The following is a 21,142-nucleotide window of genomic DNA, read 5'->3' as shown; positions in this document are numbered from 1 at the left end:
TGCCGCACAGCGCTGGGAGGGTTCCACAGCGATACCCCGCAGCGATACGCTAGGGCGGCCGCCCCCCCGCTGACCCCGAGTGCCGCTTGAGCTCTTCTCCATCCACCGGTACCCACGGCGAACGAGATGCCGAGCGCGTCAAGCTGGCCCTGGCCGCTGGCGCGATCATCGGCACCTGGTTCTGGGATGTCGCCCAGGACAGCCTCACCGTCGACGATGCCCTCGCCCAGGCGCATGGACTGGACCCCGCGCTTGCACGCACCGGGCTGCGCCTGGAGCAGGTGGTGTCTGCCGTTCACCCTGAGGACCGCCCGGGTCTGGCGGAGGCGATCGCCGAAGCCGTGCGTCGTGGTGGTCGCTATGCCCACCAGTACCGGACCCGTGGCACCGATGGCGCCTATCGCTGGATCGAGGCCATCGGTCGGGTCGACCTGGACGCCGATGGACATGCAATCGGGTTTCCCGGCGTGCTGATCGACATCGATGAACGCAGGCGGGTGGAGGCGGAGCGTGACCAGGCGCAGACCCTGCTGCGTTCGTTCGTGGAGGCCGCACCGGGTGTGGTGTACGCCAAGGACCGCCAGGGCCGGATCCTGATCGGCAACCGCGGCACCACGGAACTCATCGGCATGCCGCCCGAGGCCTACGTGGGGCGCACCGATGCCGAGCTGCTCAGCGACCCCGTCCAGGCCGCCATGGTCATGGCCACCGACGAACGGGTCATGGCCAGCGGACAGACCGAGCAGCTCGAAGAAGAAGTGAGCTTTCCCGATGGCCGGCGCGCCTACTGGCTATCCACCAAATCGCCGTTGCGTGATGCCGACGGTACCGTGGTGGGCGTGGTGGGCACCTCGCTGGACATCACCGATCGCAAAGCCGCCGAAGCCCGCCACGTTGAAGTGGAGGAGCGCTATCGGCTGGCGGCCCATGCCACCAATGATGCGATCTGGGACTGGCGCATCTCCGATGGCCACGTCATCTGGAACGAAGCGCTGACGGCCCTGTTCGGCCATGCGCTGAGCGAGACCAGTGCGCAGTGGTGGCTGGACCATATCCATCCTGATGACCGCGCGCGCGTGGATACGGACATCCATGCCGTGATCGAAGGCGGTGGCACGACCTGGAACAACGAATACCGGTTCCGCCGCGCCGATGGCAGCTACGCCGCCGTGCTCGACCGCGGCACCGTGCTGCGTGGCGGGATAGGCGAACCGCTGCGGATGATCGGCGCGATGCTGGACCTGACGGTCCGGCAGGAAGCCGAAGCAGCGCTCGCCAAGAGCGAAGAACGCCTGCGTTTGGCCACGGAGGCCGGCGATATGGGCTTCTGGGATGTCGATCTGGTGCGCGATTCACTGATCTGGCCGGCACGGACCAAGGCGATGTTCGGGATCTCGCCCGAGGTCGCGGTGTCGATGCGCGACTTCTACGATGGCATCCACCCCGAGGATCGGCTGGCCACCACCACGGCCTTCGCCGCTGCGGCCGATCCAGCTCAACGCGCCCTCTACGACGTGGAGTACCGCACCGTTGGCAAGGAAGACGGTCTCGTGCGCTGGGTGGCCGCCAAGGGGCGCGGTCATTTCGAAGGGGACCGCTGCGTGCGCGTGGTGGGCGTGGCGATCGAGATCACTGCGCGCAAGCTGGCCGACGCGCGTCTGCAGGAATTGAACGAACATCTGGAAAGCCGCGTTCTCGACGAGGTGGCTGAGCGCACCCGCGTGGAGGATGCCCTTCGGCAGAGCCAGAAAATGGAGGCAGTGGGGCAGCTCACTGGCGGCATCGCGCACGACTTCAACAACATGCTCGCCACGGTGATCGGCCCGCTGGATCTGCTGGCGATGCGCATGGGCGACAGCGATCCGCGCGCCAAGCGCTACATCGACATGGCCATCGACGGCGCCACCCGGGCGGCACAGCTCACCCAGCGATTGCTCGCGTTCTCGCGGCAGCAGCCCTTGCAGCCGGTGCCATTGGATGTGAACCACTTGATCGCCGGCATGTCGGATCTGCTCGTGCATTCGCTGGGCAGCAGCATCCGCTTGGAGACGGTGTTGGCCGCGCAGGTGTGGTGCACCTTCGCCGATGCCAACCAGCTGGAGAACGTGATCCTCAATCTGGCCGTCAATGCACGTGACGCGCTCCCCGGCGGGGGACGCCTCATGGTGGAGACCGCCAACTGCACGATCACCGCAGATCACCGGACGGCGGCGGAAGACGTTCCCGACGGCGAGTATGTCCGGATCACCGTGGCCGACAACGGCAGCGGCATGCCGCCGGAGGTGATCGCCAAAGCATTCGATCCGTTCTTCACCACGAAGAAGGTGGGGCAAGGCACGGGACTGGGACTGTCGCAGGTGTATGGCTTCGTCAAACAGTCGGCCGGTCACGTGAAGATCCGCTCTGCCGTCGGGCAGGGAACAACGGTGACCCTGTATCTGCCGCGCCTCATTGCCGACATCGCCGCCGCGCCTTCGCCGGCAACCAGCGGTACCGCTCCGCTGAGCGGGGGCCGCGAACGTGTGCTGATCGTGGAAGACGAGCCCGGCGTCCGCCAGTTCTCCATCGATGCGTTGAGCGAGCTGGGCTACGCGGTGCTCGCCGCCGACGGTGCCGCCACCGCGCTTGCCCTGCTCGACAGCCATCCCGACATCGCGCTGCTGTTCACCGATGTGGTGATGCCCGAGGTCAACGGGCGGCAGCTGGCCGATGCGGCCCTGAAGCGGCGCCCGGATCTGAAAGTGCTGTTCACCACCGGCTACAGCCGCAATGCACTGGAGCACGACGGCGTACTGGACCCTAGCGTCCACCTGATCGGCAAGCCGTTCACGCTGGAGGAGCTGGCCCTGCGGGTGCGCGCGGTGCTTGCCGAGGTACGCTGATGGATGGGGTAGTGCACGCCCTTGATCCGGCACGGATCGGGCAGCCTGCTGGCGCCTGCTTACCTGTGCTCTCCCCGACCGCTGTCCTGGCACAGGCCAGCGACCATGACGCGGTAAACCAGGTCATGCAGAAACATGGAGCAGCCAACGCACGTCGCCGGCATCACGAGTTTTCATCTTTCACGCTCACGTACAGCGTAGGCACGGCCTTCATGAAGTCCCCCAATCGTCCCATCTGGATCTGCAGATCATCGGGGATGACGTCGGCCGCAGCGTCGAGCAGTGCCTGGCAGTGCTGCTCGAACGGTGCGACCACGCGACGTCGTGGCTCGAGCATGAAGGAGTAACAGGCCTGGCTCGACCACGGCGGGGGCGCCAGCGCGTAGTGCGAGCTGCCCAAGGCAAACAGCGGCGCGTGGCTCTCGCCTGGCAGCGACAGCGTGATGTCGTTGGCGTTCACCTCGGCCCGGGTGTGGGTGCGCTGGATCGCCCACGCATCGAGTGTGTTGCGGCCCGGCACCGGGCCTACGGTGCCATCCACGGCGCCCGCCAGCAGGGACAGCGCGGCGTCCACGCTCACACCGTAGTGATCCAGCATGTGAGGCTCCAGCGCCATCCACAGCTGTATCGCGCCGGCCACCGGACCATACGCGCGCAGGATGTCTGCAGGTGCCAACGCCGGCAGCAGCGTGGACGGCACCAGGTGCGCGAGTTCCTCCACGCTGCGTGTGGCGCTGGTGACGGTCAGGAACAGATACGGCGCCATCCCCGCCCGCTCGGGCTCCAGCATGGGCACGACCGGCTCCCCCTCGACCGCATTGCCGCGCGCGCACGAGGGCAACAATGCGGTGCCCGCAAGCGCGGCCAACAGCAGGCGCCGCCGCGCCAGAAAATGAGTGTCATCCATGCGCAGAGAATACACGGGGGTAAAAGCGACCCGCTTGACGGGCCGCGTATTTTCTCAATACTGCGCCAATGCTCAGCCAACACTTTCTCTTCTTCTTCGCGATGCTGGGCGCCTTCAATGGCATCGTCGCGGCGTCGGTATTGTGGTGGCGCGCCAAGGGAGAGCCCACGCAGCGCTGGCTGTCGCTGCTGATCCTGATGGTCGGTGTGCGGACCGGAAAATCCGTGGCGTTCCACTTCTGGCCGGATATTCCGCTGGTCGTTCTCCAGCTCGGGCTGACCGCCTGTTTCCTGATCGGCCCCTGCCTCTACTTTCTGGTGCGCTCCAGCCAACGGGAGACTGCCGGGACGGACACGAACGGCCGGTGGCACCTCGCCGCGCTGCTGGTGCTTGCCGTGGCGGTGAATGTCCTGCTGCCCTACACCCGCAACATCGAACTGTGGCGGTACGTCATCACGCCGGGCATCAACTATGCCTGGCTGGGCTATCTGCTGCTCACCACCGTGCAGGTGTATCGCCACCGCGCCCGGCTGCTGGCCTCGCCGTCCGCCCCGCTTCTGCTGGGGGCGCTGGGGGGCATCTGGATCATCTGGATCGCGTACTACACGGCGGGGTACACGTCCTATATCGTCGGCGCGCTGTCCTTCACGTTCGTTCTCGCGGTAAGCGTTCTGGTTGGGCTCCGGCTGCGCTCGGGGCGGGCAACGATCGAGCCCTATCAGGACCGTCGGATTCCCGCGTCCGACGCCGCCGTTCAACTCCAGGCCCTGGCCGAGCTGATGGCGCGCGAGCGGTTGCATCTGGACCCCGCCCTGACCCTGCCGCGCCTCGCCCGCCGGCTTGGCATGCCCCAGACCCGGCTGTCGCAGCTGCTCAACGACAACAACCAGACCTCGTTCAAGCAGTACCTGACCCAACTGCGGGTGATCGAAGCCAAGGCGATCCTGCAACAGCAGCCTCCCAAGCCGCTGGATATCGTGGCGCAGGAAGCGGGCTTCCAGTCGATGTCGACCTTCTACAGCGCGTTCAAGAAGTGCGAAGGCGTTACTCCGGCGGCCTACCGCACGGCCGCCACACACTCCTAGAATCGATTTCCGCACTCCGGAAAGACACTGCACGACATTGATTTGAAAGAGATTGGATAGGGTGCTGGCTCCTTCCTGCGAGTCAGCGCCATGCAGTCGTTACGTACCCTCGCCACCTTCGTATTGCTCCTGCTCAGTGTCTGGCTGGGCGGCACCTGCACCACCGACGCGGCGCCGCGGACCACCGTCCCCGCGGCCATGGGACAGCCCGCCAGCGGCCAGCAGGACCGCATCCTGTTCATCCTCGCCAGCGCCAAGGTGCATGGAACTTCCACGCTCCCGGCCAGCGTCAGTTTTGGCGAGGTGGTGCATGCCTGGGATGTCTTCCATGCCGCCGGCTACGCGGTGGACTTCGTGTCACCCGATGGCGGCGCCGTACCCATTCTGGATGACTACGTCAGCGACGACGTGGCGCACCGCCTGGACGATGCCCGGATCATGCGCGGGCTGCGCGGCACCGTCACCCCGGCACAGATCGATCCCACGCAGTACCGGGCGGTGTACTACGTGGGCGGCAGCAATGCCATGTACGGGGTCGCCGAGAACGTGGCGCTGCAGCGCATTGCCATGCGGGTCTACGAGGGCAACGGCGGGGTGATCTCGGCGGTCTGCCACGGCACGGCCGGCATCGTGAATCTCCAGCTTGCCGGCGGCCAGTACCTGGTCTCGGGCAAGCGCATCAGCGGCTACCCCGAAGAGCACGAACGCCAGGATGCGCCCTACTTCAACCAGTTCCCGTTCCTGATCGGCCAGACGGTCGTGTCCCGCGGCGGTGCCTTCCGGACGGTGGAAAGCGATGACCCGCATGTCGAAGTCGATGGCCGGCTGGTGACCGGGCAGAACTACGCCTCTGCCACGCCGGTGGCGCAGGCCGTGGTCGAGGCGCTTCGCATCCACACCGTGCAGGCGTCCAACCAGGCAGCCGCTCAACCCTGATCTCCCACACCCCTGAGGAAACACCATGAAAGTATCGATTCGATCCGTCGGCCTTGCCGCCAGCCTGTTCCTGCTGCTCCCCACCTCGGCCATGGCGCAGAGCACCGATCGTGAGGCGGTGGACAAGGTCATGCAGACCTTCATGCGCGCCTACATCACTGCCGACAATACGTTGGCCAAGGACGTCTTCCGGGCAGACGGGGTGATGATCGGCTACTCCGAGGCCCGTGGCAGCGCGCTGCAGATGCGGACCGGGGAACAGTTCGCCGAAGGCTTCAACGGCACGCCGGCGGCCAACGAGGCCCAGCGCAAGCGCCGCTACGAAATCGTGGACATGGCCACCAACCTGGCGGCCGTCCGCGTGATGCTGGATTACCCCGGCTGGGACGGCGTGGACTACGTGGTTCTGCTCAAGACGGATGGTCAGTGGAAGATCATGAGCAAGTCCTGGACCGGCCAGATCAAGCCCTGAGCTGGAATGCGCGAACCTGACGCCCATCGCTTCCGGGTGTGGACCGGAAGCGATGAAGCGCTCGAAGCATCAGCGCTCGCCGCGCACCCCAGCCAGTGGATCGCCACAACGCGAGGTGGCGTCGCGATGACGCTGTTGCGCGCACTCACGCGCCCCCCTGCCATCGGCATCCACCTGCGACACTCCGCCGCCGCCCTGCCCGCCAAACCGCACCTGCACGCCGATGCTGTTGCTGCGCAGGCTGTTGCGACCCTGCTCGTGACCGAGCAGCAGCGAGAACATCCAGCCGCTGTCCAGCTGCAGGTCCACGCCAGCCCCGATGGACAAGGCATCGTCGTTGTAGCTGCGCATCGCCAGGACGTAATCGCTCGCGTTCGGGCGCTGCACATAGTTCATCGTGGCGTCGCTGCGGTTCTCCAGCGCCTTGCGATACTCCACGTTCCAATGCGGACGCCAGCTGACGCGCTCGCCCTGGAAGGCATGGTTGCCCTCGATGCCCAGCGCGACACTGCTGTTGTCGATGTCCTGACGACCGTAGGTCAGATCGAATGCATCCAGACCATGCTCGCGATAGCCATCCAGTCTCGCGCGGTGCCCATCGTAGCGGCCATAGCTGGTCAGCGTGGTGCCGCGGGCACTGCGATGCTCGTAACCAAAGGTAAGTGAGCCGAACCACTGGTCACCCTTGCGCGAGCCGTGCGCCGACGCGCCGACCACCTCATTCCAGCGATTCACATCGAAATCCAGCCGGCCGCTGGCCAGCATGCCGTCGAAGAACACGTGCTGGCCCGCGCGCCACAGGCCGTAGACGGCCAGCGAGCGCTGGTCCGCATCGGTGCTGGACGGGCTGTTGTTGAAGTCGTTGTCCTGACGCCCCCAGCTGCCGGCAAGTCCCAGCAGCACGTTCTCGCCAATGGCCCGATCCGCACCCACCGTGATGCCGCCGGTGTTGAAGTCGAACCCGCCGCTGCCGCGCCCGGCCTTGCCGAAGGTCGCCGTACCGGCTGCCCACGCACCCCAGCCCTCGGGCAGGCGCGGAAGACCGTTGACCATGCTGTCGGCCGCTCTGTTCAGCGGTACCGAGATACCCGGCACACCAAGGCCGCCTGCGTAGGCCAGGGCGACGTTGAAGCTGGAGGCATTGCTGCCGACCCGCACCTGGCGCAGGCGGTCGCGGATGTTGCCCTGCTGCACTTGGGCAAAGCGGATGCTGGCATCGGCCTGCGCCTGCAAGGTGCCGACAACCTGCGCATCGGCGGTCGGATCAGGGCGCGCCGCCACGACCAGCCGGACCTCGATCGACGCTGCTGCGTAACTGCCGCTTGCCGCCTGTGCTGCGGTCAGCACCGCACTGCCCTCACCCACCACGGTCACCCTGCGGCCATTGACCGTGGCGACGGCCATGTTGGAGCTGCTGAAGGTGAACGCGCCGGGGCTGGTGCTCTGCGGCAGGGCCAGCTCGAAGTCCGATTCGCCATACACCTTGCTCAGATCGTCCTGCCAGGTGATCTCCGGGGTGGCCATGCCGATGTTCACCTCCAGCTGCAGCTGCGTTGCGGCGGCACGCAATGCGTCGCCGGCCTGATTGGCGGTCAACACGCAGCGACCGGCCGATACCATCGTCACGGTGTCGCTCTGCACAGCGCACACCGAAGGGGTTGTGCTGGCAAACACAATGGGATTGCCGGAGTCACCGCCGGTGGCGGCGACACGGAAGCTGCCGCCCACGCTGTAGACGGGATCTGCCGGTGTTGCGGTGAAGCCGGTGATGGTCTGTACGGCCGCCGCCACCACGAACCGGTAACTCCGCTGACCGCTGAAGCCATTGGCGTCGGTCACCTCCACGTCGAAATCGAAGGTACCGGCGGACGTAGCTTCACCGGAGATGTCCCCGGATTCGGCGAGCAGCAGCCCTGGCGGCAGGCTGCCGGACCGCAGCGCAAAGCGGTAGGGCGCTGTCCCGCCACTGGCGGTCAGGCGCTGGCGATAGTCCTGCCCGCCATCGGCGGGCGGCAGCTGCGGCTGGTCAAGCACCAGGGTCGGCGCATCCACCACGAGGGTGTAGCTGCGGCTCGCGGTGAACGGCCCCGTGCCGATGCTGCTGTCCGTCACCAACACCGTGAAGCTGAAGGAGCCTGCTTTGTTGGGGATACCGGACAGTTCGCCGCCGGGCGACAACTGCACGCCGGCCGGCAACGCGCCACCGGAGACCGCATAAACGTAGGGACCGGTACCGCCGCTGGCCGACAGAACGTGACGGTAGGCATTGCTGGCCGTGGTCGACGCCAGCGAAGCAGGATCCAGCGCCAGCGTCGGTGCGGACACCGTGATATCTACCGCAGCTGCTGCGGAGGTGGTGTAGGCATCGCTGGCGCGGTAGGTGAAGCTGTCCGGACCTGCATAGCCCATGGCCGGCACGTACTCGATATCCATGCCGTTGACCGTCGCCGTGCCATGGCTGGGGGCGGTGACCACCGCTACAGCGGTCGGTGTACCTGTGATCGGCAGCGTGATCGTGGTTGCCGCCGCACCGTAGGCGACGGTGGCCGTGGCGGGACCGGCAACCAGGGCAGGTGCCGGCGTGACTGCATTGGAGGCCGCTGAAGCCGAACCCGTACCGGCGCCGTTGGTGGCGGTCACCGTGAAGGTGTAAGTGACACCCGGCGTCAGGCCGTTGAAACTCAGCGGCGAGCCGCTCCCCGCGACGGTGGCACCGCCAGGCATCGCGGTGGCGGTGTATCCACTGACCGGCGCGCCTCCAGCGTTGCCGGGTGCGGTGAATGTCACGCTTACCTGGCCGGCGCCGATGACCGTCGCGGTGCCGATGTCCGGCGCGGAGGGGACAACTGCATTGACCGTAAACGTTCGGGTGACCTGGGCCGCCGGCAGATAGCTGCCGTTGCCGGCCTGGTCGGCATGCAGGGTGCAGGTACCTGCACCCACGAAGGTCAGCGTGCCGCCGGTAGTGATCGTGCACACCCCGGTGGTGGACGAAGTGAACGTCGGGGTCAGTCCGGAATCCGCCGTGGCGGTCAAGGCCGGCGTTGTGCCGAAGTTCTGCGTTCCGGGTTGTTGAACGTGATGAGCTGCGCGGCCTTGGGGGTTACCGCGCTGGACGCCGTCGAGGACGGGCTCGCGCCGGCGGCATTGTCTGCCGTGACCGTAAAGGTATACGCGACCCCGTTGGTCAACCCGGTAACCACCATTGGCGAGCTCGCTCCATTCACAGGGGCGACGTCGGCCGGACTGACGGTGACCGTGTAGCCGGTGATGCTGGCGCCGCCGGTGAACACAGGCGGCACGAACGCGATGCTGACCTGGGTATCACCGGCAGTGGCCGACGGAGCGGGAGGGGCGCCCGGCGCCACCGGAGCGACAGTGAATGACTGGCTTGCCTGGGGTGCGGCCAGGTAGCTGCCATCGCCGCCCTGGTCGGCGTTGATGGTGCAGGTGCCTGCGGAAAGGAACGTCAGCGCGCCGCCGGTCGTGATCGTACACACTCCGGAGGTGGCGGATCCGAAGCTGACCGTATAGCCGGCACCGGCGCTGGAGGTGGCGGTCAGGGTCGGCGTGGTGCCGAAGTTCTGCGTGCCGGGGTTGTTGAAGGTGATGGTCTGCGGCGCTGCAGGCATCACACTGTTGGACGCCGCCGATACGTCACCTGTTCCCGCTGCGTTGCTCGCGGTGACGGTGAAGGTGTACGCCACGCCGTTGGTCAAGCCGGTCACCGTGACTGGTGAACCGGCGCCGGTCGCAATGACCCCGCCCGGGTTGGCTGTCACCGTGTACACGGTGATGGCGCTGCCACCCGTAAAGGACGGTGACGTGAACGTGACCGTGGCCTGGGTGTTGCCGGCGGTGGCCGTGCCGATGGTCGGCGTACCTGGCACCACCGCATTGACGGTGAAGGTCTGCGTCACCGTGGTAGCCGCATTCCATGCGGGACTACCCGCCTGATCGGCGTCGATCGTGCACACGCCGGCACTGACGAAGGTCAGTGTGCCGCCCGAGCTGACGGTGCACACCCCACCAGTGGACGAACTGAACACAGGAACGAGTCCCGAGGTTGCCGTCGCCGAGAGCGCTGGCGACGTGCCCATGGTCTGAGTGCCCGGATTGCCGAACGTGATGGACTGGTTGCCCTTCGGGGTCACCGCGCTGGTCGCGCCGGAGGCTGCGCCAGTGCCGGTTGCGTTGATTGCCTTCACGTCGAACGTATAGGCGGTGCCGTTGGTGAGGCCTGTGACCACGATGGGTGACGTGGTGAATCCGTTGCCACCTGCGGTGGCACCGCCAGGGCTGGCGGTCACCAGATAGCCGGTGATCGCCGAGCCGCCATTATCGGCCGGCGCGGTGAATGCCACGGATACCTGGGCATCGCCAGGCGTTGCTGCGCCGATGACCGGCGCGCCGGGAGCGACAGGCATCGCCACGGTGTGGGTCACACCGGACAGGTAAGGCGCAACACCGGTGTTGCCCGCGGCATCGGCAATGTCCGTCGCGCCATTGAGATTGACCTTGAGCGTCCCCGAACCCGCGATGCTGCCAACGTTGACGTTGACCGACGTCCCGGAACTCGCCGACACACTCACGATACTGCCGCTGGCACTGCCCGTGCCGACGAGTGTGAAATCGTCCGTGGACACATTCGACACCGTCTCATCGAAGGTCACCGTGAATGCCATCGCCGCGTCGCTTGCGGCGGGCGATCCCACCGGCGCGATGCTGTTGACCGAAGCAATGCGATTGTCGACCGTCGCGTTGCTGGTATCGGCCGTGGTGGTGGTGTTGCCGGCATTGTCCGTCGCGGTCAAGGTGACGTTGCGGTTGCCGACCCCATTGATGGCGCCACCGACGATCGTATAGGTTGCCGTCCAGACGCCGCTGCTGTTGACGGCGGTGACAGCGGCGCCGCCACCGAACTGGCTGAAGTTCACGCTGACTGCGCTGATCGTATCGCTGTTGTTATCCCCACCCGCCGTGTTGTTCCAGACGGCAGTGACGGTGTCGCCGAGTTTGTAGGCACCACCAGTTCCCGATGCACCGCTGATGTTGATGTTTGCATTGGCCAACGTCGGGGCGATGGTATCCACCGTGGCATTGGTGGTGTCCGCACGGGTGGTGCTGCCACCGCCATTGCTCGCGGTCACGCTGACGTTGCGGTTGGCGGCGTCGATGAAACCGGCCGTGAGGGTGTACGTCGCCGTCCAGATGCCGGCGCTGTTGATGGCCGCGACGGCCGAACCACCCCCGAACTGGCTGAAGTCGACGGTCACCGCGCTCACGCCGGCATTGTTGTCGCCGCTCGCGCTGTTGTTCCACGTCGCGGTGAGGATATCGCCGATCTTGTATGCGCCGCCGGTACCGGTCCCGCCACTGATGCTGATGCGTGCGTCGCTGATGGTCGGGGGTGCCGGCGCCTGGCAGGTCACCGTTGCGGTGAAAGTGCCGCCGCCCGTGCCCGACCACAGGTACACCTGGTAGTCGCTGAAATCGGCTGGCACGGTGTGCGTGGCGTTGAGATTCAACTCATTGTTCTGCGCCGCGTAGTTTTCGCCCACGTCGGTAACATTGTTTCCCTGCCATAGGGTGAAGCCACCGCCTCCCGCTCCAGCGGTCGCATTGGTACTGCCCGAGGACGTCACTGTGTAGTGGATTCGCTCGCCTTGGGCGACCTGATAGTCCGCTTGATAATCGTCAATACCGCCGCTGACCGTGATGCCGTTCCCCCAGTAGTTTTGAATCGCCTGGCAGCCACTGGACAGCGCCGCCATCGCAGGCGCGGTTACGGCAAGGCCGCAGAACGCTGCGGCGAACAGGGTGAAGCGACGCAGAGTGCGGCGCTGTTGGGATTTGGGACACACACCAGCGGCCCGGCAGGCAGACACGATCAACGACACACGACACCCCTTGTTGCCTTGTAGTGCCTTTCCGCGGAAAGGCCGAAAACAGCACAACCGCCCCGGGAGTCCCCCAAGAGCGATTGCCCGCCTGGATAGTTGTGATCCTTCCCCTACCGCTGCCCGGTTCCTTCCAGGCAGGTCACGCGCTGCAATCTTTGTTCCACCCGTGACCGCCACGAACTACACAGCGGTCGCCGAGCCGGCCATCCCACCGGCCGATCGGGCACGCGCTTTGCGCGCCATGCGGAGATATCGGCCACGTTGCCTGAACCTGTAGCGTCGTGCCGATGCTGTCTGGGGGAATGCGTGGCTAACCAGCCCCACGTGTCTGCGCAGCGGCGCCCGAGGCCGCGCAGGCTGCGGACACCGTGCAACCGCAACGGTCCCGCACAACTTTCAAACATCCGCTTGAAACTCGCGTAACTTCGTCGAACTGGACACGATCCACCAGTTCCGCCAGACTCCGCCCTTTCCTGTCGTTCGGCACCCATGGCGAAACTGCTGGTCCTGCATGGCCCCAACCTCAACCTGCTCGGCACGCGCGAGCCGGGGGTCTATGGGCACACCACGCTGGCGCAGATCGACCAGGCCCTGCTGGCCCAGGCGCAGGCCGCCGGCCATGCCGTGGAGAGCCTGCAGTCCAACGCCGAGCACGTGCTGGTGGATCGGGTGCAAGCCGCCCGCGATGACGGCACCGCCTTCATCCTGATCAACCCGGCCGCGTTCACCCATACCTCGGTCGCCCTGCGCGATGCGCTGGCCGCGGTGGACGTGCCGTTCATCGAGATCCACCTGTCCAACCCGCATACGCGCGAGCCCTTCCGCCAGCACAGCTATTTCAGCGACAAGGCGGTAGGGGTGATCTGTGGGTTCGGGGCGGACAGCTATCGCTACGCGATGGATGCGGCGCTGACCCGGTTGGCGGCTGCTTCGGCGTGATGACGCTGCCGCGTGTCCTGGCCAGCGTCGCGCTGTGGGGCTGCCTGTGTGGCGGCGCCATCGCCGCGGATCGCAGCGCGGAAGGCATCGACTGTGCGCGGCCCAGCGGCACCATGGAATCGGATCTGTGCGCCTCGGATGTGGCCAGCGCCGCCGATACCGAATTGAACGCGGTGTACGCCCAGGCGCGGCAGCAGTTGCGCAGCCAGGCGGCCGAAGGCGCCTGCACGCACTGCGCCGATGCGGAAAAGCAGCTGATCCTGGCCCAGCGCGCGTGGATGCAGCTGCGCGACCACGATTGCGACGCGGTCTACGCCTTCAACGCCGATGGCACCTCGCGCAATGGCGCGCAGATGCACTGCCTGACCACCCTCGCGCGCGACCGTACGCGGCAGCTGCGCGATTTCTACGAATTGCTTTGACCCGAGCGCACCGCGCTTCCCACCACACTGACACCACGAGCCAAAGAGGCCCCTATGGATCTCCGCAAAATCAAGAAACTGATCGACCTGCTGGAAGAGTCGAACCTCGCCGAAATCGAAATCAAGGAAGGCGAAGAGTCCGTGCGTCTGTCGCGCGCGCCCGTCTCCGGCTACGGCATGGTGCAGGCCCAGCCGCAGATGATGATGGCCCCGGCACCGGCCCAGGCTGCCGCACCGGCGATGCCGATGCAGTCGCCGACCGAAGCCTCCACCGGTGGCACCGCCAAGGCCGGCAACGCCCTGCCCGATGGCCACGTGCTGCGCGCACCGATGGTCGGCACCTTCTATTCGTCGTCCTCGCCGGACAAGCCGGCCTTCGTGTCGGTCGGCCAGGCGGTCAAGGCCGGTGAAACGCTGGCGATCATCGAAGCGATGAAGATGTTCAACCCGATCGAAGCCGATGTTTCCGGCACCATCGTCGCCATCCTGGGCGAAAACGGCCAGCCGGTCGAATTCGACCAGCCGCTGTTCGTGATCGGCTAAGGATTAGTCCATGCTCGACAAAGTCGTTATTGCCAACCGAGGGGAGATCGCGCTGCGCATCCTGCGCGCGTGCCATACCCTGGGCATCCGCACGGTGGCTGTGCATTCCACGGTCGACCGCAACCTCAAGCACGTGGCCATGGCCGACGAGTCGGTCTGCATCGGTCCGGCACCGTCCTCGGAGAGCTACCTCAACATCCCGGCCCTGATCGCCGCGGCGGAAGTCACCGACGCCCAGGCCATCCACCCGGGCTACGGTTTCCTGTCGGAAAACGCCGACTTCGCCGAGCGCGTGGAAGAATCCGGTTTCATCTTCATCGGCCCCAAGGCCGACACCATCCGCCTGATGGGCGACAAGGTGGAAGCGATCCGCGCGATGAAGGCGGCCGGCGTGCCGTGCGTGCCCGGCTCGGGCGGCCCGCTGACCGACGACATCGTGGCCAACACCAAGATCGCCCGTGAGATCGGCTACCCGGTCATCATCAAGGCCTCCGGTGGCGGTGGCGGCCGTGGCATGCGCGTGGTGCATGCCGAAGCCTCGTTGAAGGCGGCGATCGAGACCACCAAGTCCGAAGCCAAGGCCGCTTTCAGCAACGATCAGGTCTACATGGAGAAGTTCCTGGAGAATCCGCGTCACGTGGAAATCCAGGTACTTGCCGATGGCCAGGGCAACGCCATCCACCTCGGTGAACGCGACTGCTCCATGCAGCGCCGCCACCAGAAAGTGGTGGAAGAAGCGCCGGCACCGGGCATCACCGCCGAGCTGCGCGAAGAGATCGGCAAGGTCTGCGTGGAAGCCTGCATCCGCATCGGCTACCGCGGCGCGGGTACCTTCGAGTTCCTGTTCGAAGACGGCCGCTTCTACTTCATCGAAATGAACACCCGCGTGCAGGTGGAACATCCGGTGACGGAGATGGTGACCGGCATCGACCTGGTCTGCGAGCAGCTGCGCATCGCCGCCGGCCAGAAGCTGACTATCAAGCAGAGCGACGTGGTGCTGACCGGCCACGCGATCGAGTGCCGCATCAACGCCGAAGACGCTGAAACCTTCGTGCCGAGCCCGGGCCAGATCACCGCGTTCCATCCGCCGGGTGGCCCCGGTGTGCGTGTGGATACCCACATCTACAGTGGTTACCGCGTGCCGCCGAACTATGACTCGATGATCGGCAAGCTGATCGTGCACGGCCCGGATCGCGAGACCGCGATCGCGCGCATGCGCGTGGCGCTGAGCGAACTGGTCGTGGACGGCATCAAGACCAACGTCGCGCTGCAGCAGCGCATCATGCGCGACAAGGGCTTCCAGGCCGGTGGGCAGAACATCCACTACCTGGAAAAGCGCCTGGCCGAACGCAAGAACAAGTCGATCGCGTTGACCTGATCGGTTTTTCCACGCGGCATGCAGGACAGCAGAAAGGCGGGGATCTCCCCGCCTTTCTGTTTGCGCGAACCGCGCTGCCAGAGGACACCAACGCGGTAGGGCCAACCCGTGGTCGGCGTACGCGTGACATGCCGCCTGATACCGCCGCCACGCATGGCGTGGCGCTACAGGCGCGCGCTTACGGCTTGGCGGTACCAGCCGCGGTGACCTGCGAATGCTTCACCGGCTCCACGCCCAGCGACGAGGTGGGGTCCACGATCACCATCGTCTCGGTGGACCCATCCGGCCACACCACCTGGAAGGTACTGCCGCTGGGCAGCGAAGCGAACGGCATGCCACTCTGCGCGCGATACACCGCAGCGACCTGACTGGCGCCGGCACGACGCACTTCGGCATCGGCCTTGACCGAGGTCAACTGTACTTTGGACAGGCTTCGGTAACGATCGTCATAGGTGTCGATCATCACCAGACCCACCGCCCCGGCCGAGTACGCAACAAACAACGCCACCCAGAACCAGAATTTGGCACCGTGCAGGATTCGACGGTAATTCATCGCCCATTCCTCTGCTTGACCAGCTCTTCGACCAACACGTTCATTTTCCCCGCACCTTGCCGCGATACCGCGGCGTCATACACGAAAGTGGCAAAGTCCTGCCCACCGTCCTGCGAACAGATCCCTCCGTTCGCGCAGAAATTGTTCATCAGCACACTATCCGACCCGCACGCCATGCCCAGTTCGCAGGCCGCCAGCCGCCAGGCCAGTTCGCTGAACTGATCGCCGGCCACCATGCCGCTCATCGCACTGTCGCCACTGGCACGCTGCCCCATGCCCGGCGCCAGTGCCATGAAGGCTTCCGGATCACGCGACTCCATCACCCGCTCGACCAGCCCGCGGCGGTAGTCCGGTGCGGTTTCCAGTGGATGGCCTTCGGCGAACAGCGATGCCTCGGCCGCCAGGTTACCGGCCTTGGCGGCCTGCAGACGCTGACGCATGATCAGGGACCGGCCCAGATTGTCGCTGCTGACGAAGCCGGCGCAACGGCGCGAAACACGCTGGCGCGCGGTCACCATCGATACAGACGCTTTCATGCCCAGCCCGGTCAACACGTCGTTGTCGAGTTGGTAGCCCCCCGGATCCATGGCGTACGTGGCGCAGTAATCGTACACACGGCTGACCATCCACCCGGCCTCGGCATTGCCGTTGGCGGCCTGCAGCTGCAGGCGCTGCGCATAGGCAAACAGATCGGTATCGCCTTCGATATCGGCGCGCAGGTCCAGCGGCAGGCCAGAGGCCACGGCCGTGCCACGTTCGCTGCCAAGCAGGCGCCGGGCGAGCTGCCGCGCTTCGGCCGGCACCGCGGTGGGCCCGCTGCCGGCCTGCGGCTCATCCAGATGCGACGCGGCCTGATCGGTATGCAGTACCCGATCGCCCGCGCGGTAGCCCACCACCCCGAGCAACGCCAGGGCTGGCACGACCAGCAACCAGGTTTTGAGGGTGGGCACGAGCGCCATGGGCAGGACGTCAGAGGGTGTCAGCGATAGACAGCAGAAATGCAAGTTTAGCAAGCAGCCGCAACGCTGTCTGAACGGGTCGTCGGGCCGATCTTACCGGCCGGCGAGACGGCCTCCCCGCGGTACCGCCGGGACCCGCGGCCCGCACTGGTCTAACATGCACGGTTTTCCGCCGGTCCCTGCCCCCATGCCCTTCCTGGAACTCACCCTGCACTGCACCGAAGCCACCCAGCCGCGCTATGAGAATGCGCTGGACGACGTGGGCGCGCTGGCGGTGACCCTGCTCGATGCCGATGCCGACACCAGCAACGAGCGCGCGATCCTGGAGCCGGGCGTGGGCGAGACCCCGCTGTGGAACGACCTGGTGCTGACCGCGCTGTTCCCGGGCGATACCAATGCGCTGGCCCTGTTGGCCGCGCTGGATGCGTTCGACCCCGGCCTGGACTGGGCCAATGCCAGCTTCCGCGCCGTGGCCGACGAAGACTGGGAACGCGCCTGGATCGACCAGTTCCAGCCGATGGCCTTCGGTGAGCGCACCTGGATCGTGCCGTGGAACCATGAACTGCCAGAGGCCGCGCAGGCCGAGGATGCCGCCGTGGTTCGTCTGGACCCGGGTCTGGCGTTCGGTTCGGGCACCCACCCGACCACGGCCCTGTGCCTGCGCTGGCTGGACGGCCTGGCCGCCGAGGGTGCGCTGGCCGACAGCACCGTGCTCGATTTCGGCTGCGGCTCGGGCATCCTCGCCCTGGCGGCGCTGAAGCTGGGTGCCGCGCGCGCGGTCGGCGTGGACAACGACCCGCAGGCAGTGCTCGCCACCGGTGACAACGCCGAGCGCAACGGCCTGCAGGAGCGCGTGCAGGTCTATCTGCCGGACGACGAGCCGCAGGCAACGTATCCGGTGGTGGTGGCCAACATCCTCGCCTCGGCACTGGATGCACTGGCCGATGTGCTGGCCGCGCGCGTCGCCCCGGGCGGCCGCATCGCGCTGTCGGGCATCCTGCATGGGCAGGAAGGCGAACTGCTGGAACGCTATGCCCCGGCCTTCGAACAGCTGGCGGTGGCGCAGGACGGCGACTGGATGCGCATCACCGGCGTCCGCCGTGCTTGAATAGCCCGACTCCTGCCCGGTCCCGTGCCCATGTCCGAGCCTCCGATGCCGCCGCGACGCCCGATCGCCACGTTCCTGCGTACGTCGCCGGAGGCGCCGGCCGATCCGGCTGAGCCGCCTTCCGTGACCCACGATGAGGCGTCGGCAATGCCGACGTCGCCCGTGGACGATGGCATCGCGCCGTTGGCGGTGGAACAGGTGATCGATGCACAGCCGGTGCACGCGCCGCAGCGCCCGGCACCGGCGTTCGAACTCGACCTGCCACCTCCATCCGAACGCCCGCCCGTGGGCGACGCCGGGTCAGCGGCTACGTCGCCTGCTGACACGGCAGCGCCATCGATAGCGCCGCCGGAGGATGCCGACGCCCTCACTGAGGACGCGCGCGGCAGCGCCACCGCGGCGCCGCCGCCAGCCGACGCCATCACCACGCCGAGTTTCCTGCGCCTGCCCGGTGCGCGCCTGCGCACGCCGCGCTGGCAGTGGGGCATGGTTGCCGGGCTGGCCGCCGTGCTGCTGGTGCAGATCGCCGTGGCCGACCGCGATCGGCTTGCTGCCGATGCCGGCACCCGCCCGTGGATTGCCGGGCTGTGCGGCGTGCTGCGCTGTTCATTGCCGGCCTGGCGCGAGCCGGCGGCCTTCAGCATGCTCAGCCGCGATGTGCGCCCGGTTCCGGGCCAGGCCGGCGCGTTGCAGGTGCAGGCCAGCATCCGCAACGACGCACGCTGGGCCCAGGCCTGGCCGTCGCTGCGACTGTCGCTGTCCGATGCCGATGGCCGTGTGATCGGCACCAATGTGTTCGCGCCGGCCGACTATCTGGACCGCGCCACGGACCCGGCCGCTACGCTGGAACCGGGGCAAAGTGCGCAGATCGCCTTCCGCGTGCGCGAGCCTGCCGCGTCTACCGTCGCATTCACCTTTGAGTTCCTCTGAGGCGTCGCCGGGGGGCCCGGAGCGTGGCAGGCGACCGACGCACGCGCTAGACTGGCCCCATCACCCTTCCGCCGTGGGCTGTTGTCCGCCCCGGCTCTTGCACCGGGAAACTCCTTGAACGCTGTCCTTTCTCGTCCTGACAACAGTCGTGGCGCGCCCAAGCCACCCCTGCGCGAACACGTGGCCCAGTCGGTCAGGCGCTACCTGCGGGACCTGGATGGCTGCGATGCGGACGATGTCTACGAGATCGTGTTGCGCGAAATGGAAATCCCGCTGTTCGTGGAAGTGCTCAACCACTGCGAAGGCAACCAGAGCCGCGCCGCGGCGATGCTGGGCATCCACCGCGCCACCCTGCGCAAGAAGCTGAAGGAATACGGCATCGCCACCTGATGCCGGTGGGCAGGCGCGTAGTGCCTGGCGGGAGAAGGCCGGATCGAGCAGCGCTCGGTGCCGGCCTTCGTCGTTTCTGGGGCCATGCCAGCGCCACTGGCCTTACAATATGCCCCCGCTCCGCTTCGATCTCCTGCCCCCATGAGTTCCGATCTGCTGCCCGTGCGCCGGGCCCTGCTGTCCGTTTCCGACAAAACCGGTCTGATCGACCTGGCCCGCGCCCTGGCGGCGCGCAACGTGGAGCTGCTCTCCACCGGCGGTACCGCCAAGGCGATCCGCGAGGCCGGCCTGGCAGTGAAGGACGTTGCCGATGTCACCGGCTTCCCGGAAATGATGGATGGCCGGGTCAAGACCCTGCACCCGATGGTGCACGGCGGCCTGCTCGGCCGTGCCGGGCTGGATGACGCGGTGATGGCCGAACACGGCATCGGCGCGATCGATCTGCTGGTGCTGAACCTGTATCCGTTCGAGGCGGTCACCGCCAAGGCGGACTGCGCGCTTGAAGATGCCGTGGAGAACATCGACATCGGTGGCCCGGCGATGTTGCGTTCGGCCGCCAAGAACTTCGCCCGCGTGGCGGTGGCGACCGATCCGTCGCAGTACGCCGAACTGCTGGCCGAACTGGACGCCAACGACGGCAAGCTCTCGGCGGCCAAGCGCTTCGCCTTCTCGGTGGCCGCATTCAACCGCGTGGCCCAGTACGACGCGGCGATCAGCAATTACCTTTCTGCCGTGACCACCACCGACACCGCCGTGCCGGTGCGTGCGGAATTCCCGGCGCAGATGAATTCGAACTTCGTGAAGGTGATGGACCTGCGCTACGGCGAGAACCCGCACCAGAGCGGCGCGTTCTATCGCGACCTGTACCCGGTGCCGGGCACGCTGGCCACGTTCCAGCAGCTGCAGGGCAAGGAACTGAGCTACAACAACCTGGCCGATGCCGATGCGGCGTGGGAATGCGTGCGTCAGTTCGACGTGCCGGCCTGCGTGATCGTCAAGCACGCCAACCCGTGCGGCGTCGCCGTGGGTGCCGGCAACGGCGATGCCTACGAGCTGGCCTACGCGACCGACCCGACCAGCGCCTTCGGCGGCATCATCGCCTTCAACCAGCCGCTGGACCTGGCCACCACGCAGGTGATCCTGGACCGCCAGTTCGTTGAAGTATTGATCGCCCCGGATTACGAGCCGGCGGCGTTGGAATACGCCACGAAGAAGGCCAACGTGCGTGTGCTGCGTATTCCGCACGGCGACGGGCGCAACAACTACGACACCAAGCGGATCGGTTCGGGCCTGCTGATGCAGAGCGCCGACAACCGCGGCATGAGCCGCGACGAACTGACCGTGGTGAGCAAGCTGGCGCCGACCGACAAGCAGTTCGCCGATCTGCTGTTCGCCTGGAAGGTGGCCAAGTTCGTCAAATCCAACGCCATCGTCTACGCCAAGGACAACCGCACCATCGGTGTCGGCGCCGGCCAGATGAGCCGCGTCTACTCGGCGCGCATCGCGGGCATCAAGGCCGCCGATGCGAACCTGGTGGTGGAAGGCTCGGTGATGGCCTCCGATGCGTTCTTCCCGTTCCGCGACGGCATCGACGCCGCCGCTGCGGCCGGCATCAAGGCGGTGATCCAGCCGGGTGGCTCGATGCGCGACAACGAAGTGATCGCCGCGGCCGACGAACATGGCCTGGCGATGGTGTTCACCGGCGTGCGTCACTTCCGCCACTGATGCCCGGATC

17 protein-coding genes are annotated in these 21,142 nt (G+C 66.6%); 12 read left to right on the top strand and 5 right to left on the bottom strand.

The genetic code is table 11. The features are described 5' to 3' along the window. The first annotated feature begins 86 nt into the window (after positions 1 to 86). Positions 87 to 2,882: a PAS domain-containing hybrid sensor histidine kinase/response regulator gene (locus ACW6W5_RS01545; protein ID WP_226956568.1), complete on the top strand. Its 2,796-nt coding sequence runs from the start codon at positions 87 to 89 to the stop codon at positions 2,880 to 2,882. 163 nt (positions 2,883 to 3,045) lie between these two features. Here ACW6W5_RS01545 and ACW6W5_RS01540 read toward each other — a convergent pair whose 3' ends face one another. Beyond that, positions 3,046 to 3,789 (bottom strand): hypothetical protein, encoded by a 744-nt coding sequence (locus tag ACW6W5_RS01540; protein WP_152150991.1) that lies wholly within the window; start codon positions 3,787 to 3,789, stop codon positions 3,046 to 3,048. Positions 3,790 to 3,857: 68 nt separating this feature from the next. Here ACW6W5_RS01540 and ACW6W5_RS01535 point away from each other — a divergent pair, with 68 nt between their 5' ends. The 3 genes from ACW6W5_RS01535 (at position 3,858) to ACW6W5_RS01525 (ending at position 6,282) form a co-directional block, all read left to right on the top strand. Further along, positions 3,858 to 4,874: an AraC family transcriptional regulator gene (locus ACW6W5_RS01535; RefSeq protein ID WP_152150989.1), complete on the top strand. Its 1,017-nt coding sequence runs from the start codon at positions 3,858 to 3,860 to the stop codon at positions 4,872 to 4,874. Positions 4,875 to 4,964: 90 nt separating this feature from the next. After that, entirely contained in the window at positions 4,965 to 5,810 is an 846-nt protein-coding gene (locus ACW6W5_RS01530; protein WP_152150987.1) for a type 1 glutamine amidotransferase domain-containing protein, read from the top strand. 25 nt (positions 5,811 to 5,835) lie between these two features. Continuing rightward, a complete protein-coding gene (locus tag ACW6W5_RS01525) occupies positions 5,836 to 6,282 on the top strand; it encodes a nuclear transport factor 2 family protein (RefSeq protein WP_121040371.1) in 447 nt (148 codons plus the stop codon). A gap of 69 nt (positions 6,283 to 6,351) precedes the next feature. On the opposite strand, the gene ACW6W5_RS01520 is transcribed toward ACW6W5_RS01525, so the two are convergent. After that, positions 6,352 to 9,318: an autotransporter domain-containing protein gene (locus ACW6W5_RS01520; protein WP_152150985.1), complete on the bottom strand. Its 2,967-nt coding sequence runs from the start codon at positions 9,316 to 9,318 to the stop codon at positions 6,352 to 6,354. Next, the gene (locus ACW6W5_RS01515) at positions 9,315 to 12,182 is read right to left on the bottom strand and encodes a beta strand repeat-containing protein (RefSeq protein WP_226956567.1); all 2,868 of its coding nucleotides are present in this window, start codon (positions 12,180 to 12,182) and stop codon (positions 9,315 to 9,317) included. Before ACW6W5_RS01515 ends, ACW6W5_RS01520 begins: the two co-directional genes overlap by 4 nt. Before the next feature lie 492 nt (positions 12,183 to 12,674). On the opposite strand from ACW6W5_RS01515, the gene aroQ reads away from it, so the two are divergent. Genes aroQ through accC form a run of 4 tightly spaced genes read left to right on the top strand, consistent with a single transcriptional unit; the run spans position 12,675 to position 15,467 of the window. Beyond that, positions 12,675 to 13,124 (top strand): type II 3-dehydroquinate dehydratase, encoded by a 450-nt coding sequence (gene aroQ, locus ACW6W5_RS01510; protein ID WP_152150983.1) that lies wholly within the window; start codon positions 12,675 to 12,677, stop codon positions 13,122 to 13,124. Next, positions 13,124 to 13,546 (top strand): lysozyme inhibitor LprI family protein, encoded by a 423-nt coding sequence (locus ACW6W5_RS01505; protein ID WP_152150981.1) that lies wholly within the window; start codon positions 13,124 to 13,126, stop codon positions 13,544 to 13,546. The genes aroQ and ACW6W5_RS01505 overlap by 1 nt, the downstream gene beginning before the upstream one ends. Before the next feature lie 54 nt (positions 13,547 to 13,600). Next, positions 13,601 to 14,089, top strand: coding sequence for an acetyl-CoA carboxylase biotin carboxyl carrier protein (accB, locus tag ACW6W5_RS01500; RefSeq protein WP_121040377.1), 489 nt, complete (start codon positions 13,601 to 13,603; stop codon positions 14,087 to 14,089). Positions 14,090 to 14,099: 10 nt separating this feature from the next. Then, entirely contained in the window at positions 14,100 to 15,467 is a 1,368-nt protein-coding gene (accC, locus tag ACW6W5_RS01495; RefSeq protein ID WP_121040379.1) for an acetyl-CoA carboxylase biotin carboxylase subunit, read from the top strand. A 178-nt stretch (positions 15,468 to 15,645) separates the two neighbouring features. Here accC and ACW6W5_RS01490 read toward each other — a convergent pair whose 3' ends face one another. Continuing rightward, positions 15,646 to 16,020 carry a hypothetical protein gene (locus ACW6W5_RS01490; RefSeq protein ID WP_152150979.1) on the bottom strand — a complete coding sequence of 125 codons (375 nt, stop codon included), beginning with the start codon at positions 16,018 to 16,020 and terminating at the stop codon, positions 15,646 to 15,648. After that, positions 16,017 to 16,979 (bottom strand): hypothetical protein, encoded by a 963-nt coding sequence (locus ACW6W5_RS01485; protein WP_121040383.1) that lies wholly within the window; start codon positions 16,977 to 16,979, stop codon positions 16,017 to 16,019. Before ACW6W5_RS01485 ends, ACW6W5_RS01490 begins: the two co-directional genes overlap by 4 nt. 187 nt (positions 16,980 to 17,166) lie before the next feature. Between ACW6W5_RS01485 and prmA the strand changes: the two genes are divergently transcribed. The 4 genes from prmA to purH all read left to right on the top strand — a co-directional run bounded on the left by prmA (position 17,167) and on the right by purH (position 21,132). After that, a complete protein-coding gene (gene prmA, locus ACW6W5_RS01480; protein WP_152150977.1) occupies positions 17,167 to 18,087 on the top strand; it encodes a 50S ribosomal protein L11 methyltransferase in 921 nt (306 codons plus the stop codon). A gap of 30 nt (positions 18,088 to 18,117) precedes the next feature. Next, entirely contained in the window at positions 18,118 to 19,017 is a 900-nt protein-coding gene (locus ACW6W5_RS01475) for a DUF3426 domain-containing protein (RefSeq protein WP_152150975.1), read from the top strand. Positions 19,018 to 19,131: 114 nt separating this feature from the next. Then, complete coding sequence (gene fis / locus ACW6W5_RS01470) at positions 19,132 to 19,407, top strand: DNA-binding transcriptional regulator Fis (protein WP_038685853.1); 276 nt, start codon at positions 19,132 to 19,134, stop codon at positions 19,405 to 19,407. Between the two features lie 141 nt (positions 19,408 to 19,548). Next, a complete protein-coding gene (gene purH / locus ACW6W5_RS01465) occupies positions 19,549 to 21,132 on the top strand; it encodes a bifunctional phosphoribosylaminoimidazolecarboxamide formyltransferase/IMP cyclohydrolase (RefSeq protein WP_121040388.1) in 1,584 nt (527 codons plus the stop codon). Positions 21,133 to 21,142 lie beyond the last annotated feature (10 nt).

The organism is Stenotrophomonas sp. IS26, from assembly GCF_054188265.1.
The sequence above is the reverse complement of the archived record's forward strand: the minus strand, read 5'-3'. Positions and strand labels throughout refer to the sequence as shown.